Source organism: Kitasatospora sp. NPDC036934, assembly GCF_055608425.1.
In genome coordinates this window covers 171,777-187,385 of the sequence record NZ_JBVJQR010000016.1, presented here as the reverse complement: position 1 = coordinate 187,385, position 15,609 = coordinate 171,777, and the positions used below count along the sequence as shown (strand labels likewise).

The 15,609-nt window shown below is 73.8% G+C and carries 13 protein-coding genes; 3 read left to right on the top strand and 10 right to left on the bottom strand.

Translation table 11 applies throughout. The annotated features are described in order from the left end of the window. Positions 1–392: 392 nt before the first annotated feature. Positions 393–1,811 (top strand): ABC1 kinase family protein, encoded by a 1,419-nt coding sequence (locus ACZ7BZ_RS25175; RefSeq protein WP_470360243.1) that lies wholly within the window; start codon positions 393–395, stop codon positions 1,809–1,811. A gap of 135 nt (positions 1,812–1,946) precedes the next feature. Here ACZ7BZ_RS25175 and ACZ7BZ_RS25170 read toward each other — a convergent pair whose 3' ends face one another. The 4 genes from ACZ7BZ_RS25170 to ACZ7BZ_RS25155 form a co-directional block, all read right to left on the bottom strand. Continuing rightward, positions 1,947–2,192 carry a hypothetical protein gene (locus ACZ7BZ_RS25170; RefSeq protein ID WP_380461827.1) on the bottom strand — a complete coding sequence of 82 codons (246 nt, stop codon included), beginning with the start codon at positions 2,190–2,192 and terminating at the stop codon, positions 1,947–1,949. A 152-nt stretch (positions 2,193–2,344) separates the two neighbouring features. Further along, the gene (locus tag ACZ7BZ_RS25165; protein WP_465740760.1) at positions 2,345–2,713 is read right to left on the bottom strand and encodes a WhiB family transcriptional regulator; all 369 of its coding nucleotides are present in this window, start codon (positions 2,711–2,713) and stop codon (positions 2,345–2,347) included. Positions 2,714–2,881: 168 nt separating this feature from the next. Continuing rightward, positions 2,882–3,340: a hypothetical protein gene (locus tag ACZ7BZ_RS25160; protein ID WP_470360242.1), complete on the bottom strand. Its 459-nt coding sequence runs from the start codon at positions 3,338–3,340 to the stop codon at positions 2,882–2,884. A 293-nt stretch (positions 3,341–3,633) separates the two neighbouring features. Beyond that, a complete protein-coding gene (locus ACZ7BZ_RS25155) occupies positions 3,634–5,901 on the bottom strand; it encodes an ATP-dependent DNA helicase UvrD2 (protein WP_470360241.1) in 2,268 nt (755 codons plus the stop codon). 250 nt (positions 5,902–6,151) lie between these two features. Here ACZ7BZ_RS25155 and ACZ7BZ_RS25150 point away from each other — a divergent pair, with 250 nt between their 5' ends. Further along, entirely contained in the window at positions 6,152–6,409 is a 258-nt protein-coding gene (locus tag ACZ7BZ_RS25150; protein ID WP_470360240.1) for a mycoredoxin, read from the top strand. Positions 6,410–6,434: 25 nt separating this feature from the next. Here ACZ7BZ_RS25150 and ACZ7BZ_RS25145 read toward each other — a convergent pair whose 3' ends face one another. The 6 genes from ACZ7BZ_RS25145 to ACZ7BZ_RS25120 form a co-directional block, all read right to left on the bottom strand. Next, positions 6,435–7,274, bottom strand: coding sequence for a GntR family transcriptional regulator (locus tag ACZ7BZ_RS25145; RefSeq protein WP_470360239.1), 840 nt, complete (start codon positions 7,272–7,274; stop codon positions 6,435–6,437). A gap of 250 nt (positions 7,275–7,524) precedes the next feature. Further along, positions 7,525–8,466, bottom strand: coding sequence for an NAD(+) diphosphatase (gene nudC / locus ACZ7BZ_RS25140; protein ID WP_380461822.1), 942 nt, complete (start codon positions 8,464–8,466; stop codon positions 7,525–7,527). 76 nt (positions 8,467–8,542) lie between these two features. Then, positions 8,543–9,946, bottom strand: a complete 1,404-nt coding sequence (locus ACZ7BZ_RS25135) for a dipeptidase (protein ID WP_470360238.1) — start codon at positions 9,944–9,946, stop codon at positions 8,543–8,545. Positions 9,947–10,079: 133 nt separating this feature from the next. After that, the gene (locus ACZ7BZ_RS25130; protein ID WP_470360237.1) at positions 10,080–13,004 is read right to left on the bottom strand and encodes an FtsX-like permease family protein; all 2,925 of its coding nucleotides are present in this window, start codon (positions 13,002–13,004) and stop codon (positions 10,080–10,082) included. After that, a complete protein-coding gene (locus ACZ7BZ_RS25125) occupies positions 13,001–13,765 on the bottom strand; it encodes an ABC transporter ATP-binding protein (RefSeq protein WP_380461819.1) in 765 nt (254 codons plus the stop codon). The genes ACZ7BZ_RS25130 and ACZ7BZ_RS25125 overlap by 4 nt, the downstream gene beginning before the upstream one ends. A gap of 172 nt (positions 13,766–13,937) precedes the next feature. Continuing rightward, on the bottom strand, positions 13,938–14,567 hold the full coding sequence (locus ACZ7BZ_RS25120; RefSeq protein ID WP_380461818.1) for a PadR family transcriptional regulator: 630 nt from the start codon (positions 14,565–14,567) through the stop codon (positions 13,938–13,940). 67 nt (positions 14,568–14,634) lie between these two features. Here ACZ7BZ_RS25120 and ACZ7BZ_RS25115 point away from each other — a divergent pair, with 67 nt between their 5' ends. Further along, positions 14,635–15,606 carry an endonuclease/exonuclease/phosphatase family protein gene (locus ACZ7BZ_RS25115; RefSeq protein ID WP_470360236.1) on the top strand — a complete coding sequence of 324 codons (972 nt, stop codon included), beginning with the start codon at positions 14,635–14,637 and terminating at the stop codon, positions 15,604–15,606. Positions 15,607–15,609: the final 3 nt, after the last annotated feature.

Genomic DNA, 15,609 nt, shown 5'->3' with positions numbered 1-15,609 from the left:
CCCCGATTCCCGAGCGGATGAGGACGAGGATCCGGCAGGGGGAACCCAGGGCAGGGGGACCCCGTGACAGGGGGAACCCGTGTCAAACACCTGGCCGGGGGAGGGGCCCGGGCCGCGAGAAGCGGGAGCCGCTGTTCCGAGGTGCGGGGTGAGCGTGGGAGGTGGGTGGGCAGGCGGCGCGTGAGGTGGGAGGAGGGGGCGGGTGGGGGGGTGGGTGGGGGCGTGGGGGGAGGGGGAGGGGGGAGGGCCCCCGGAGGGTCAACAAGGCCCCTCGGAAGTCACCGCCCCCCGGCCCCCGAGAAATACCGCCGGAACCAGCTTCGGAACCGGGCACAATGGCGTAGTGATGGTGGGCCGTCCGGCGTCGGGGGGCCAGGGGATTGGAGGCCCGGGTGAGCGATCTTCCGCGCAAGGCAGTGACCCGCACGGCACGGCTCGCCGCCCTGCCGTTGGGGATAGCCGGCCGCGCCACGCTCGGGCTGGGCAAGCGGATCGGCGGCCGGTCGGCCGAGGTGGTGACGGCCGAGCTCCAGCAGGCCACCGCCGACCAGCTGTTCAAGGTCCTGGGCGAGCTCAAGGGCGGCGCGATGAAGTTCGGGCAGGTGCTGTCCGTCTTCGAGGCCGCGCTGCCCGAGGAGGTCGCCGGTCCCTATCGGGCCGCGCTCACCAAGCTGCAGGACGCCGCTCCCCCGATGCCCGCCGCCAAGGTGCACACGGCTCTCGCCCAGCGGCTCGGGGACGGCTGGCGCGAGCTGTTCCTGGAGTTCGACGACCGCCCGGCGGCGGCCGCCTCGATCGGCCAGGTGCACCGGGCGGTCTGGCACGACGGCAGACGGGTCGCGGTGAAGGTGCAGTACCCGGGCGCCGGCGACGCGCTGCTGGCCGACCTCTCCCAGCTGAGCCGGGTGGCCTGGCTGCTCGGCCCGCTGATCCCCGGGCTGGACATCAAGCCGCTGATCACCGAGCTGCGTGAGCGCGTCTCCGAGGAGCTGGACTACGAGCTGGAGGCCCAGGCCCAGCGCCGGCACGCCGACGAGTTCGCGGGTGACCCGGACATCGTGGTGCCGGTCGTGGTGGCGCAGGCCGACCAGGTGCTGGTCACCGAGTGGATGGACGGCACCCCGCTGGCCGAGGTGATCGCGAACGGCACCCAGGAGGAGCGCGACCGCGCCGGCCGGTTGCTGGCCCGGTTCCTGTTCGCCGGGCCGTCCCGGACCGGTCTGCTGCACGCGGATCCGCACCCCGGCAACTTCCGGCTGCTGAAGGACGCCGGCCCGGCCGAGGGCTGGCGGCTGGGCGTGCTGGATTTCGGCACGGTGGACCGGCTGCCCGGTGGGCTGCCCGCGCCGATCGGGGCCTCGCTGCGGATGGCCCTGGACGGCGACGCCGCGGGCGTGCTGCAGATGCTGCGCGAGGAGGGCTTCGTGAAGCCCTCGATCCAGCTGGATCCGGACGCGGTACTGGACTACCTGCTGCCGATCATCGAGCCGGCCGCAGTGGACAGCTTCCACTTCACCCGGACCTGGATGCGGGCCCAGGCGGCGCGGATCGCCGATCCGCGCTCGCCCGCGTACAACCTGGGCAAGCAGCTGAACCTGCCGCCCGCGTACCTGCTGATCCACCGGGTGACGTTGAGCACCATCGGGGTGTTGTGCCAGCTGGGTGCCAAGGCGCCGTTCCGGGCCGAGATGCTGGAGTGGCTGCCCGAGTTCGCCGGTGAGCGGCCCGAGGAGCCGGCCGAGCCGGTGGCCGCCCCCGCGAAGCGCACCACCCCGGCGGCCAGGAAGAGCAGCAAACCCGCCCGCCCCTGACCCACCGGACGGACGGCCACGGCCGACGGCACCGGTCCACGACAACGGCCGCAGGCCGCTCCCCGAATACGGGGGGCGGCCTGCGGCACGACGGGGGTCAGTCGGATCGGCGGCGAGCCGCCTGCGTCCGGCGCGTCACATCAGCGCGACGGCGAGCGCCTTGCGGGCCCGGAGGGAGGCCCGCTCGGCCCGCTGCCGGAGCTTGCGGGCCCGGACGACCCGGCTGACGAGGCGTTGTTCCTCCGCCTCGTGGAGCCTGTCTTGCATATGGGCGCGGGCCAGGGATTCATGCATGAGTTGCATTTCGAGGGTCCTGTTCTGGATCTGAAGTTCGGTGGTCTGCTCAGCGCGGACGGTCGGATCGATGGCGGCGGGGGTCATGTGGTGGTCCTGCTCGTGGTGCGTGCTCGGGAATGGGATGGTGCGGGCTGCTGCGTCGGCCTTGGCGGCGGCTATCCGTACGGACCGGCGGAGGGCGCTTTCCAGCGGGGGCTGTTCTCCCTGGCGGACTGCCCTGGCGTCGTGGGCGGGGTTCACGCCATGACCTCGGTCTTGCGCGGACGGCCACGCGGCCGCTTGCGGGCCACGACGACACCCTGGACGAAGAGCTCGCCGCCCCAGACGCCCCACGGCTCGCGCCGCTCGAGGGCGCCGGTCAGGCAGGCGTCCTTCACCGGGCAGGTGCCGCAGAGGGACTTCGCGTACTCGACGTCGGCGGGCGTCTCGGCGAAGAAGACCTCCGGGTCGAAGGCGCGGCACGGGATGGGGAGACCGAGCGCCTCGGCCTGCTCGATCGAGTTGAGCTGCATGAACGGAACCTCCGGGGGGTCGGCCTGGTCGGCCTCGTTGATCTGGCTTGTCTGCGGTACGGACGGGATGGGCGGCGTGATGACCGTGGACACTGTGGGCGTCTTCCTCGTCTTCTCAGTGGTTCCGGCCCAGTGGACTGGTGGTGCTGGGCCGGAGGCCCCGGAGGGCCTGGGTGGTCTTGCGTACCGGACAAAACAGAAGGGCCGCGGATCCCGGTGTGACGGGTTCCGCGGCCCTGGAGGTGCCGACCTGAGGCTGACTCAGGTTCGTTCTCTCCAGGGTTCAGGGCCGCGGAAGGCCCACATCCGGACGGCCTTGGCGCCGGTAAAGGCGGCCATGACCTGGTTGATCTGCTGCTTGTTCTGCTTCTGGGCGTTTCCGGCACCGATGACCTGCGCATAGTCGCCATGCCTGGCGGCGATTACGACGGACTTCGGTGCCTGGAGCGGTCGCTCATCGCACTCGGGACGCGACGTGCTGACCTGCGCCCAGCCACGGGACAGACCGGTCTCGACGACGGTGCCTTCGACACTCCTGCCGCCCGTGAGGCACAGATCAGTGTGCCCAAGGCCACTGACAGCGGAGGCGACGGAGACACCGGTGGTGTCGAGACCCAGACCGGTTCCACCGAGCTCGGCGAGCGCCCGCAGGCGGGCGGCACGCAGGGAGGCAGCGACAACGGTCTGGCCAGTCATTTTGGTGATCATGATGTTTCCCACTGTCTTCGCCTCCTCTCGGCGTCTCGCGGAGCCTGGTTCCCCTGGCTCCGAATGTTCGGATGTCTGTCTCGGTGAAGCTGTGTGAAGCTGTGTGGCGAGGGGGATCGGCACAGGTGTCACCCCGTGCGACCGCGTCCCCTTGACCGCTCCGGCAGGCTATTGCGCTCCCGGTATGCCGCGCAAACTATTTTTCACGCGAGTTCACGCGACGCCATCGACGGCGCGGTCCGCGCGACCTTCCGCAGCGGTTGCGAAGTCCCCCGAGCAGTCCCCTGGACCGCGCCCGTGCCGGCTCACGCCGGATCGATCGGACCGTCGTCCTCGACGCCGTCCGGATCCTCCTCGGGCTCCTCCCCCGCACACAACGAGAGCACGGCGGCCCCGTACTTGTCCAGCTTCATGGCGCCGACCCCCGAGATCAGGGCCAGTTCCTGGCGTCCGGCGGGCACGTCCTCGGCGATCGCCATCAGCGTGGCGTCGGTGAACACCACGTAGGCCGGGGCGCCCTGCTTCTTCGCCTGCCGGGCCCGCCACTCGCGCAGTCGTTCGTACAGTGCCTCGTCCATCGTGGACGGGCAGTCCTCGCAGCGGCGCAGCTTGCGTTCGACGGCGTCGGTCAGCGGCTTGTCGCAGACCCGGCACTTGACCGGGCCTCGGACCCGTCGGCCGGCGGAGCGCTCGCCGGGCTCGACGCTCCCCCGGCCGCCCCGCGCGCCGGTGCGTGCGCCGGGTGCGGCGGAGCCGGGGCGCAGCCCGTCCATGAAGCGGCTGGGCTTGCGGGAGGCGCGGCCGCCCGGGGAGCGGGAGAGCGCCCAGGAGAGGCTGAGGTGCTTGCGGGCGCGGGTGACGCCGACGTAGAGGAGGCGGCGCTCCTCCTCGACCTGCTCGTCGGTCTTGGCGTAGATGATCGGCAGGGTGCCCTCGGTGAGGCCGACGAGGAAGACCGCGTCCCATTCGAGGCCCTTGGCGGCGTGCAGGGAGGCGAGGGTGACGCCTTCGACGGCGGGGGCGTGCTGGGCGGCGGCCCGGGCGTCGAGTTCGGCGACGTAGGCGGCGAGGTCGGTCGTCAGGCCCTCGGCGGTGCGGGTGCGCTCGAACTCCTCGGCGAGGCGGACGAGGGCGGCGAGGGACTCCCAGCGGTCCCGGACGGCGCCGGAGCCCGCCGGCGGTTCGGGGGTGAAGCCGCGGCTGGCGAGGACGGCGCGGACCTGGCCGGCGAGGTCGGGGGCGCCGGCGGTGAGCGGGTCGGCGGCGGCGCGGGCGGCGCCGCGCAGCAGGACACCGGCGTCGCGGACCTCGGGGCGTTCGAAGAACCGTTCGGCGCCCTTCAGCTGGTAGGGCACGCCGAGGTCGGCGAGGGCCTGTTCGTAGACCTCGGACTGGCCGTTGGTGCGGAACAGGACTGCGATCTCGCTGGCGCGCACGCCGGCAGCGAGGAGGTCCTTGATGCGGCGGGCGGTGGTCTCGGCCTCGGTGGGTTCGTCCTCGTACTCGGTGTAGACCGGTTCGGGGCCGGCCTCGCGCTGGGAGACGAGTTCCAGGCGGTGGCGGGCGGCCTCGCCGCGGGCCTGGGAGAGCAGCCCGTTGGCGAGGTGGACGACCTGGGGGGTGGAGCGGTAGTCGCGGACCAGCTTGACGACGGTGGCCTGGGGGTGGCGGCTGCGGAAGTTGAGCAGGTAGTCGGGGGTGGCGCCGGTGAAGGAGTAGATGGTCTGGCTGGCGTCGCCGACGACGCAGAGGCTGGCGCCGCCGTCGGCGCCGGTCCAGCGGTCGAGCAGGCGCTGCTGGAGCGGGGAGACGTCCTGGTACTCGTCGACGGTGAAGTGCCGGTACTGGCTGCGGACCTGGTCGGCGATGTCGGGGCGGTCCTCCAGGATGGCTGCGGTGAGCAGCAGGACGTCCTCGAAGTCGATGTTGCCGCGGCGGCTCTTGGTCTCCTCGTAGACCCGGTAGACCTGGGCGGTCTCGGCGGGGTCACGGGGGGCTTCGCGGCCGGACTTGGCGACGGCGGCGGGGTAGTCCTCGGGGGCGGTCTGGGTGACCTTGGCCCATTCGATCTCGGCGGTGAGGTCGCGCAGTTCGGTGCGCTGGACGCGCAGTCCGCAGCGGCCGGCGGCCTCGGCGACGAGCTGGACCTTGCGTTCGAGGAGCTGGGGCACCGGGCCGCCGATGGCGCGGGGCCAGAAGTACTGGAGCTGGCGCAGGGCGGCGGAGTGGAAGGTGCGGGCCTGGACGCCGTCGGCACCGAGCTGGCGCAGTCGGCCGCGCATCTCGCCGGCGGCGCGGGCGGTGAAGGTGACGGCGAGGACCTGTTGGGGCTGGTAGACGCCGCTGCGCACGCCGTAGGCGATCCGGTGGGTGATGGCGCGGGTCTTGCCGGTGCCGGCGCCGGCGAGGACGCAGACGGGGCCGTGCAGGGCGGTGGCGACGGCGCGCTGTTCGGGGTCGAGCCCGGCGAGCACGGCGTCGGGGCCCGTGGCGGCGCCGGGGTCGGCCCAGGGGGAGCCGTGGGGGCCGTCGTAGGGGCTGCCGCTCAAGAGGTCATCCTGCATGCGTTCCATCTTCTCAGCCCGGTGGGACGACCTGGGCGGGGTTGTCCACAGGCCCGGTGTGATCGCAGGATGATCGCTCCGCTCTCGTACGGATCACCGGGTCACGGGTCACCGGCCTCGGATCACGGGGCCGGTACGCGCCCGGCCCGTACGCGGCCGGCCCGCACGCCCCCTTCCGGATCCGGCCGGAATGACTGCCGTCCGGTGGACGTTGCGGGTGTGAGACCGTACGAACCCCCCTTTCGAAGGAGCCCCCTCGATGTCCGGCACCGTGACGATGTACAGCACGACCTGGTGTGGTTACTGCAACCGGCTCAAGAGCCAGCTGGACCGTGAAGGCATCGGCTACACCGAGATCAACATCGAGGAGGACCCGGCGTCGGCGGCGTTCGTCGAGTCGGTGAACAACGGCAACCAGACGGTGCCGACGGTGCTGGTCCAGCCGGCGGGCGGTGGCGAGCGGGTCGTGATGACCAACCCGAGCCTGATCCAGGTCAAGAAGGCCCTGGCGGCCTGAGCCGGCCGGGCCGGGCCGGCGCGCGTCACGGCGCGTCGGCCCGGGCCGGGTCGACCGGGGTGGCGGGGGCGGGCAGGGTGGTGCGCGCGCCGAGGTCGCCGATGCCGTAGACGAGTCGGCTGCGGTCGGCGGAGTAGCGGGTCTCGATGACCCGGACGGGGCCGCGCCGGTCGTAGGTGACCCGGGTCTGGACCACGAGCGGGACGCCGGGGCCGCCTTGGAACCATTGGGCCTCCTCGGGGCCGGGCATCCGGGCGACGAGGTGGTCGACGGCACCGATCTCGGTGCGGCCGAGGGTGGCGAGGACGGCTTCGTCCCCGCCCTCGACGGGGTCGGGTTCCATCAGCGGGGTGCCGGCGGCGAGTCCGGCCCGGTAGTGACTCTCCTCGATGGAGTAGGGCTCGCGGTCGAGCAGGCGCAGCTGGCGGCGGACGACGATGGCCTCGCCGGGGCGCAGTCCGAGGCGTTCGGCGATGTCGACGCGGGCCCGGACGATCATCATCTCGAAGTCGGTGCTGAGTTCGCGCCCGGCTTCGGCGGCTTCGCCGAGGTAGACGGTGGAGGGCGCGGCGAGGCAGTCGCGCGGCGCGGGGGGCTGGCTGGGCCCGTAGGCGTGGTGGTCGAGCACGGGGTGTTCGCGCAGGTAGGTGCCTTTGCCCTGGAGGCGGACGAGTCGGCCCTCGTTGACCAGGACGTCGACGGCGAGCCGGACGGTGTTGCGGGCGACGCCGTACTGGCGTTCCAGTTCGCTCTCGACCGGGAGGGCGGCGTCGGCGGTGAACTCGCCCTCGGCGATCCGGCGGCGCAGGTCCGCGGCGAGGCGCTGGTATTTGGGGGATTGGGCGGTGCCCCGGGGGATTGTCACCCGAGTGAATGTAGCGAGCGCGGTGACGCGGTTTCAGCCGTTTCCGGCAATGTCGTCCGCGCGGGTCGACGGTGGGGGCCCGGAAGTGCCCTGCGGTAGCAGAACTGGCCCGTCCGGCCACGAACAGCCGGTCGTGTGGGATTCGGGACGGGCTTGGAAAGGAAATCGGGGGCGCGCGACATAAGCCACGCGCCCCCTTGGGTGCAGATGTGCGCAGAAGTGCACGGAAGCACCGGGAATTCGTACGGGATTACCAGCGCGCCGCCGACGGCAGCGGTTCGCCGTACCAGAGTTCGACCAGGTGGCGGGCGATCGAGATGCCGGAGGGCGGCAGGATCTCACCGGCCTCCATCCCGGCCCGCAGCTCCTCGCGGGAGAACCAGCGCGCCTCGGCCAGCTCCTCGCCGTCCACGGTGATCTCGGTGCCGCCGGGCAGCGCCTTGCCGGTGAAGCCGAGCATCAGGCTGGACGGGAACGGCCAGGGCTGGCTGGCCACGTAGCGGACCTCGCCGACCCGCACCCCCGCCTCCTCGTGCACCTCGCGGGCCACCGCCTGCTCGATCGACTCCCCCGGCTCGACGAAGCCGGCCAGCGTGGACCAGCGGCCCTCCGGCCAGATCGCCTGGCGGCCGAGCAGGCAGCGGTCCTGCTCGTCGGTGATCACCATGATCACCGCCGGGTCGGTGCGCGGGTAGTGCTCGGCCGCGCAGGAGGTGCAGCGCCGCACGTGCCCGGCCCCGGCCTTCTCGGTCGGGTGGCCGCAGCGCGAGCAGAAGCTGTGCAGCCGGTGCCAGTGCTCCAGGGCGACGGCGTGCACCAGCAGGCCGGCGTCGCGGTCGGACAGCATCGCGCCGACCTCGCGCAGTCCGGCCGGGCGGGCGTCGCCGTCCAGCCGGCCGGGCAGGCTCTCGCCGGCCAGCGCGAAGTAGGAGACGCCGTCCTCGTCGGTGCCGAGGAAGTAGCGGTCCCCGGTCTGCGGCGCCTCGAAGGAGGGCAGCAGGACGAGTTCGGTGCCCTCGGCGGTGTCGACGACGAAGGCCTCGCCGCCGGCGATCGGCAGCACCCGGGTGGCGGGGTGGCTCCAGGCGGCCGCCAGCCAGGGCTCGTCGAACCGGTGCTCGGCCGCCCGCTCCACTCCGGCCCTGGACAGGGCCAGGGCCCGCGGACGCTCGGTCTCAGGCACGGTGCTCACTTCGTTCCATCCCCACGTGGTGAATCATCCGGATGAGTGATCTGACTGCCATGGTGCGAAAGCAGGCGCGAGAGGCTCACGCGCCGGGCCGGAAGTTCTCGGCCAGGTCGCCCCACAGGTAGGCGGCGGTCTCGACGCCCTTGGCCAGCAGGTCCAGCTCGACCTTCTCGTTGACCGAGTGCCAGCCGTCCGAGGGCACCGAGATACCGAGGAACAGCACCGGCGCGCCCAGCACGTCCTGCAGGTCGGCCGCGGGGCCCGAGCCGCCCTCGCGGGTGAAGAGGATCTTCTGCCCGAAGGCGCGGCCCATCGCGCGGACGGTGGACTGCAGCGCCGGGTGGTCCAGCGGGGTCAGGCAGGGCCGGGTCGCGCCGGGGAAGACCAGCTCGTACCGGATGCCCTCGGGGACCTGCTCGGCGACCCAGGCCCGGACCGCCTCGCGGACCTTCTCCACCTCCTGCCCGGCGACCAGCCGGAAGGACAGCTTGAGGTGGGCCGAGGACGGCACGATGGTCTTGCCGCCGGGGCCGGTGTAGCCGCCCCAGATGCCGTTGACCTCCGCGGTCGGACGGGCCCAGACCCGCTCCAGGGTGGAGTACCCGGCCTCGCCGCGGGTGCCGTGGGACTTGGCGACGCGCAGCCACTGGGCCTCGTCGAAGGGCAGTTCGGCGAACAGCTCGCGCTCACGCTCGGTCAGCTCCACGACCCCGTCGTAGAAGCCCGGGACGGCGACCCTGTGGTCGGCGTCGTGCAGGGCGGCGGCCAGCTCGGCCGCGACCTGCGCCGGGTTGGGGACGGCGCCGCCGAAGGAGCCGGAGTGGATGTCGGTGTCCGGCCCGTACAGGTCGAGCTGGGCGTCGGCGAGGCCGCGCATGCCGGTGCACACGGTCGGCGTGGTCTCGGACCACATGCCGGTGTCGGAGATGACCACCACGTCGGCGGCCAGCCGCCCGGCCTCGCGCCGCACCAGGTCGGCGAAGTGCGGCGAGCCGGACTCCTCCTCCCCCTCGATCAGCAGCTTGAGGTTGACGGCCGGCGCGGTGCGGCCGGTGGCGGCCAGGTGGGCGCGCACCCCCAGGGTGTGGAAGAACACCTGGCCCTTGTCGTCGGCGGCGCCGCGCGCGTACAGCCGGCCGCCGACCACGGTCGGGGTGAACGGCTCGGTGTCCCAGCCGTCCTCCTTCGCGGCGGGCTGCACGTCGTGGTGCCCGTAGACCAGGACGGTCGGCGCGGAGTCGTCCCCCGACGGCCACTCGGCGAACACCGCCGGAAGCCCGTCGGTCTCCCACACCTCGGCCACCGGGAAGCCGGTGTCACGCAGCTTGGCGGCCAGCCAGTCGGCGGAGCGGCGGACGTCCCCGGCGCGCTCCGGGTCGGCGGAGACCGAGGGGATGGCCAGCCATTCGGAGAGGTCGGCGAGGAACGCGGCCTGGTGCTGGTCGATGTGGGAGCGGACGGCGCTGTCCGGGGTTCTCGTCATACCGACGACTGTAGTTCGCCCGTACGGGTGCCCGCCCCGGCCCTCTGGGTGCCGGACGCCGTCGGGGCTGTAACCTCCGTCACCCCCGCCGCCGGGCAGGGCGGGCGGGGGTGACGGGAGCCGGGCGCGGGCGTCAGCCGGTGCGGCGCAGCAGCGAGATCCGCGAGCGGGTGAGGGCCGCCGCCAGGCCCGCCGCGAGCAGCGGCAGCACCACCACGGTGGCGGCGACGGTGGGCCAGGGGAGGACCACCGAGGACTTCTCGGCGATCTCCTCGGGGCTCATGCCGGGGTAGCTGCTCGCCAGGCCCTGCACCTTGCGCAGGGCCACGGCCGGCAGGACTCCGCAGACGGTGCCGAGCAGGGTCCCCATGGCGGCGATCACCCCGCACTGGAAGCCGGAGAGCGAGCGCCGGATCCGCGGTTCGGCGCCGACCGCGGCGAGGGTGGTCAGGTCACGCTGGGAGTCGGCGGCGGCGAGTCCGGTGGCGATGCCGGCGGCACCGAGGGCGACCAGGGCGGCGAAGCCGTTCAGGCCGAGGCCGATCAGTCCGGCCCGGGACTGGTAGCCGCGCTCGATCGAGAACTGGCTGTGGTCGCTGACCTTGGCCAGTGCGCCGTTGGCCTTCTGCTCGGCGGCGTCGCTGGGCGGGGCGGCGGGCAGCCAGACCGAGCCGGCCGGGGTGGTGCCGAGGCCGAGCCGGCTGGCGGTCTCGGGGCTGAGCACGGCCTGGCCGTGGGCCGGGACGGTGGCGGACACCAGGACGGCGTCGACGGTGAGTTCGGTGCGCGCCGGCTTGGCCTGGCTCGCGCCGCCGAGGCCGCGGTCGAACGGTTCGGTGGTCTCGATGATCAGCTTGCCGTCCTTGACGTAGCGCGGGTCGAAGACGACGGCCTTGCCGGCCGCGAGGGCCGTGGCGGCGGCCGGGTCGGTGACGCCGAAGAGGTTGCGCACCAGGGTGGGGTCGCCCGCCGTCAGGCTGCTGAAGTGGTTGCCGCTGCGGTCGCGGACCTGGCAGCGCGGGTCGGAGGAGGTGATCCGGTTGACCTCCTCGTTGCTGAGCACGGCGTCGCCGTCGTAGGCGGGGCAGCGCAGTTCCTTGGGCAGTTCGATCCGGACGTAGCCGCAGGGCTTGCCCCCCGAGCAGTCGCCCTTGTAGGTGACCCGGGCGACATCGGCGCGCGGCCCGATGTCGGGGATGGAACGTTCGACGGTGTCGCGCAGCTGCGGCAGCAGCTTGGCGTCGGTGTCGCTGATCCAGCCGCCGAGCATGACGGCCCCGGCGGGGCCGCCGGCCACGTACTCGTGGCGCTGCTGGTCGTCGTAGCTGGCCAGGTAGATGCTGACCGCGACGGAGCCGGCGACGGCGGCCATCACGGCGGCGACGGCGGGCGCGGTGCGGCCGCGGTGGCGTACGGAGTCGCGCAGGGCGAGCCGGGGGCCGAGCGAGAGCCAGCGGCCGAGCTTGCCGAACAGGCCGACCAGGTACGGGGTGAGGGCGACCATGCCGAGTTCGGCGAGGGCGGAGCCGCCGAGGACGGCGAGGCTTCGGCTGGCGAAGCCGCTGGTGGCGCCGAGCAGGGCGAGGGCCGTTCCGGCGGCGAGCATCAGCAGGCCGAGCAGGGCGAGTTTGCGGCTCGGGGGCTTGAGCGAGTCGCGGCCGGTGAGCGCGGAGACGACGTCCTGCCGGGAGGCCTGGACGGCGGGTACGACGGCGGCGAGCAACCCGGTGACCAGGCCGACCAGGAGCACCCCGAGCAGGTCGAGCGGCTGCAGGTTGAAGTGGCCGAAGCGCTGGCCGGCGTAGTCCTCGGCCTGGGTGCGCAGCAGGGCGACCAGCCCGACGCCGAGGCCCAGGCCGACGGCGGCGCCGGTGACGCCGAGGACGACGCCGCCGCCGAGGACGACCGCGCGGACGTTGGCGCGGTCACCGCCGGCCGCGGCGAGCAGGCCGAGCTGCCGCCGGGAGCGCCTGGCCCCGACGGCGAAGGCGGGGCCCGCGAGGAGCACGATCTCCAGCAGCGCCATGCCGGCGACGGTGCCGAGGATGACGACGGAGGTGCGGTCGAAGAAGGCGGTGCTCCGGCCGCCGAAGCGCTTGTCCATCTCGGTGTAGAAGGGGACGTCGGCGCGGGCGGGCGGGTCGAGCAGGACGGCGCGGGAGGCGACGGTGAAGCCGTAGCCGTTGAGTTCGGTGACCTTGGCCCAGTCGAGGGTGGCGCCGGCGGGGAGCTTGACCAGCCAGCGGGTGGCGGTGTCGGGGGCCGGGGCGGGGTTCTGTCCGGGGTTCTGGACGGCGAGCGGGGCGGGGTTCTGTCCGGGGTTCTGGCCCTGGCCCGTGCCGGGGGCGCCGGCCAGCCGTCCGACCAGGGCGCCGGGCCGGGCGATGATCTCGGTGGCCTTGAGGTCGCCGGGGAACTCGACGGCGGCGGTGATGGTGAAGGGGCTGGACTCCAGTCCGCGCACGGTGGTGCGGTCGCCGAGCTTGAGGCCGGAACGGCTGAGGAACTCGCGGGTGACGGCGGCCTCGTGGTCGTCGGCGGGGGCGCGGCCCTGGACCAGGTTGACCCGGCCGTGCCAGACCGGATCGGTCAGGTCGGCTTCGCCGGTCTGGGTGGCGAGCAGGCCCTCGGTGCTGCTGGCGGCGGTGCTGGGGCCCTCGTGCTCGGGCACCAGGATGCTGCCGGGCGGGAGCAACTGCCGTACCAGCTCGCCTGGTTCGGTGTCGAGGGAGCGCTGCTGGGCGGCGGTGTAGACGGGGGCGGCGCCGTCCTTGGCGTCGTCCTTGGGGTTGTCGGTGAGGACGCCGTCGTCGGGGTTGGGGGCCTGTTTGACGGCGGAGCCGCGCTCGGCCAGGTTGAGTTCGGCGTCGGACTGGCCCATGATCCGCACGACCCGTTCGGCGGGTTCGAGGGTGGAGCTGCGGTAGAAGACGTCGGCGCCGGTGACGCCGAGGACGGGCAGGGCGACCATCGCGACGACCAGGGCGCTGCGGCCCTTGGCCCGCAGGGCGTCACGGCGGGCGATGCGCAGGGCGACCCGCCAGGCGCTGAGCTTCACTCGTCCACCTTCGCGCTGTTGGTGGCGGCGGCGACGAGCAGGCTGGCGGCGTCCTGGCTGACGGACTCGTCGACCATGCGGCCGTCGCGCAGGAAGACCACGCGGTCGGCCCAGGCGGCGTGCCGGGCTTCGTGGGTGACCATCATGGCGGCGGCGCCGGCGTCGCAGCGGGCGCGCAGCACGGCGAGGACGGCTTCGCCGGTGGTGGAGTCGAGGGCGCCGGTGGGTTCGTCGGCGAGGACGAGGCGGCGGTCGCCGATCAGGGCGCGGGCGATGGCGACGCGCTGCTGCTGGCCGCCGGACATGTCGTCGGGGAAGCGGTCGGCGAGCTCGGGGATGCCGAGTTCCTCCAGGGCGGCGAGGGCCTCGCGGCGGGCGGCACGGGCGGACAGGCCGTCGAGTTCGCGCGGCAGCGAGATGTTCTCGGCGGCGGTGAGCGCCGGGATCAGGTTGTAGTCCTGGAAGACGTACCCGACGGAGCGGCGGCGGACCTGGGCGAGCTTCTTGCGGGTGAGTCCGCCGAGCGCGACGCCCTCGACCAGGACCTGGCCGCCGCTCGGGCTGTCGAGGCCGCCGGCGAGGGTGAGCAGGGTCGACTTGCCGGAGCCGGAGGGGCCCATGACGGCGACGAACTCGCCGGGGTGGACCTTGAGGTCGACCCCGCGCAGGGCCTGGACCTCGGCGGCGCCTTGGCCGTGGACACGGGTGACGTTCTCCAGGTGCAGCACCGGTGTCTGCCGGGACTGTTGGGTGTGGGACACGGTTCCCCCCTCTGGGCTGGGTACGGGCGGGCGCCGCGGCGCCCGCCCGTGGTGCGGGTGGATGGGCGCGACTGCGGCGGCGGGTGGTTTCGGGCGGCCGGGCGCGCCCGGGGTGGCTACAGGTCCGGACCGGGCCCGGAGCCGGACCGGGCCCGGGCGTGACCGCGGGGCTCTAGGCGTGGCTGCGGCGGCCGAGCCGCTTGGGTTTCGCGGCGCCGTCGCGGGCGGCCTCGGCGGCGCGGGCCTGCTGGAGTTCGGCCTGCTGGGCGAGCCGGGTCTCGCAGTGGTCGAGCCAGCGGATCTCGGCCTCGGTCTGGAAGATCAGCTGGTCGAGGACGAGCAGCCAGGCGAGGTCGTTGCTCTCCGAGGGCACGGTGCCGGGTCTGGCCTCGCCGGCCAGGGCGCGGCCCTTGAGCCGGGTGTAGTCCTGGAGCGCCTTGATGCTGTGCCGGCGCTGGCCCTGGACGACGGCGGAGACGTCGACCCCGGGCACGGTGACGGCCATGGCGAGCTTGATCGCCAGTTCGTCGCGCGGGGGGTTGGTCCGGGGCACCGGGGTGTCGAACCAGGCCCGCAGTTCGGCGCGGCCGGCGTCGGTGACGGCGTAGAACTGGTGGCCCTCGGCGTCCTCGCCGGCGGCTTCGACCAGGCCGTCGCGCTCCAGCCGGGACAGTGTGGTGTAGACCTGCCCGACGTTGAGCGGCCAGGTGGCGCCGGTGCGCGCCTCGAACTCGGTGCGCAGCTGGTAGCCGTAGCGGGGTCCCTGATCGAGCAGGGCGAGCAGACCGTGGCGGATGGACATACCGAGTATGTATACCCGGTATGCCCTGCGGCCTCAAGCCGCGCGCCCTCCGGTACCGTCGTGCGGTGTGAGCCAGTTGCGCATCGCTACCTTCAACCTGTTGCACGGCCAGCCGCTCGGCCCGGACGGCGCGCCGCTGCCCTACCCGGCCGACGCGGGAGACCCGTTGGCGCAGGCGGTGGCCGCACTGGACGCCGACGTCCTGGCCCTGCAGGAGGTGGACCGGCACCAGTCGCGATCGGGCGGCACCGACCAGGCGGCGGTGGCGGCCGCCGCGATGGGCGCCGGCGACTGGCGCTTCGCCGCCGCCCTGCACGGGCGCCCGGCGCCGGTGGCGGGCTGGGTGCGGGAGCCGTCCGGACCCGACGGGCTGCGGGTGTACGGCCCGGCCGAGGTGGGCGACGGCGCCGCGCCCTCGTACGGGACGGCCCTGCTGACCAGGCTGCCGGTCCGGCACTGGCGGGCCCGGCGGTTCGCCCCGGCACCGTTCGGACTGCCGCTGCGGGTGGCCGGGCGGCGCGGGCTGACCCCGGTGCCGGACGAGCCGCGGGCCGCGCTGGCGGCGGTGCTGGAGGGCGAGCGCGGGCCGTTCACCGTGGTGGCCGCGCACCTGTCCTTCGTGCCCGGCTGGAACATGGCGCAGTTGGCCGGGATCCGGCGCTGGATCGCCGACCTGCCGCAGCCCCACCTGGTGCTGGGGGACTTCAACCTGATCGGCGCGGTGCCGCGCACGGTGCTCGGCGGGGCGACGGCGCTGGAGCGCACCGCGCCGCGGGCGCGGGTGCGGGAGCTGCGGGCCGCCCGGCGGGCCCGGCCGGTGCTGGCCGAGCCGCGCCGGCGGCGGGTGCGCGAGCCGAGGGCACGGCTGCAGGGCTGGTACGACCTGGCGCGCACGCCGACCTATCCCGCGCACCGGCCGGCGGTGCAGTTCGACCACGTGCTCGCGGTGGGAGTGCCGCGCGCGACGGTGGGCCCGGCGGCGGCGCCGCACACCGGGGTGTCGGACCACCGGCCGCTGCTGGTCCGGGTGTCGCTCTAGCTC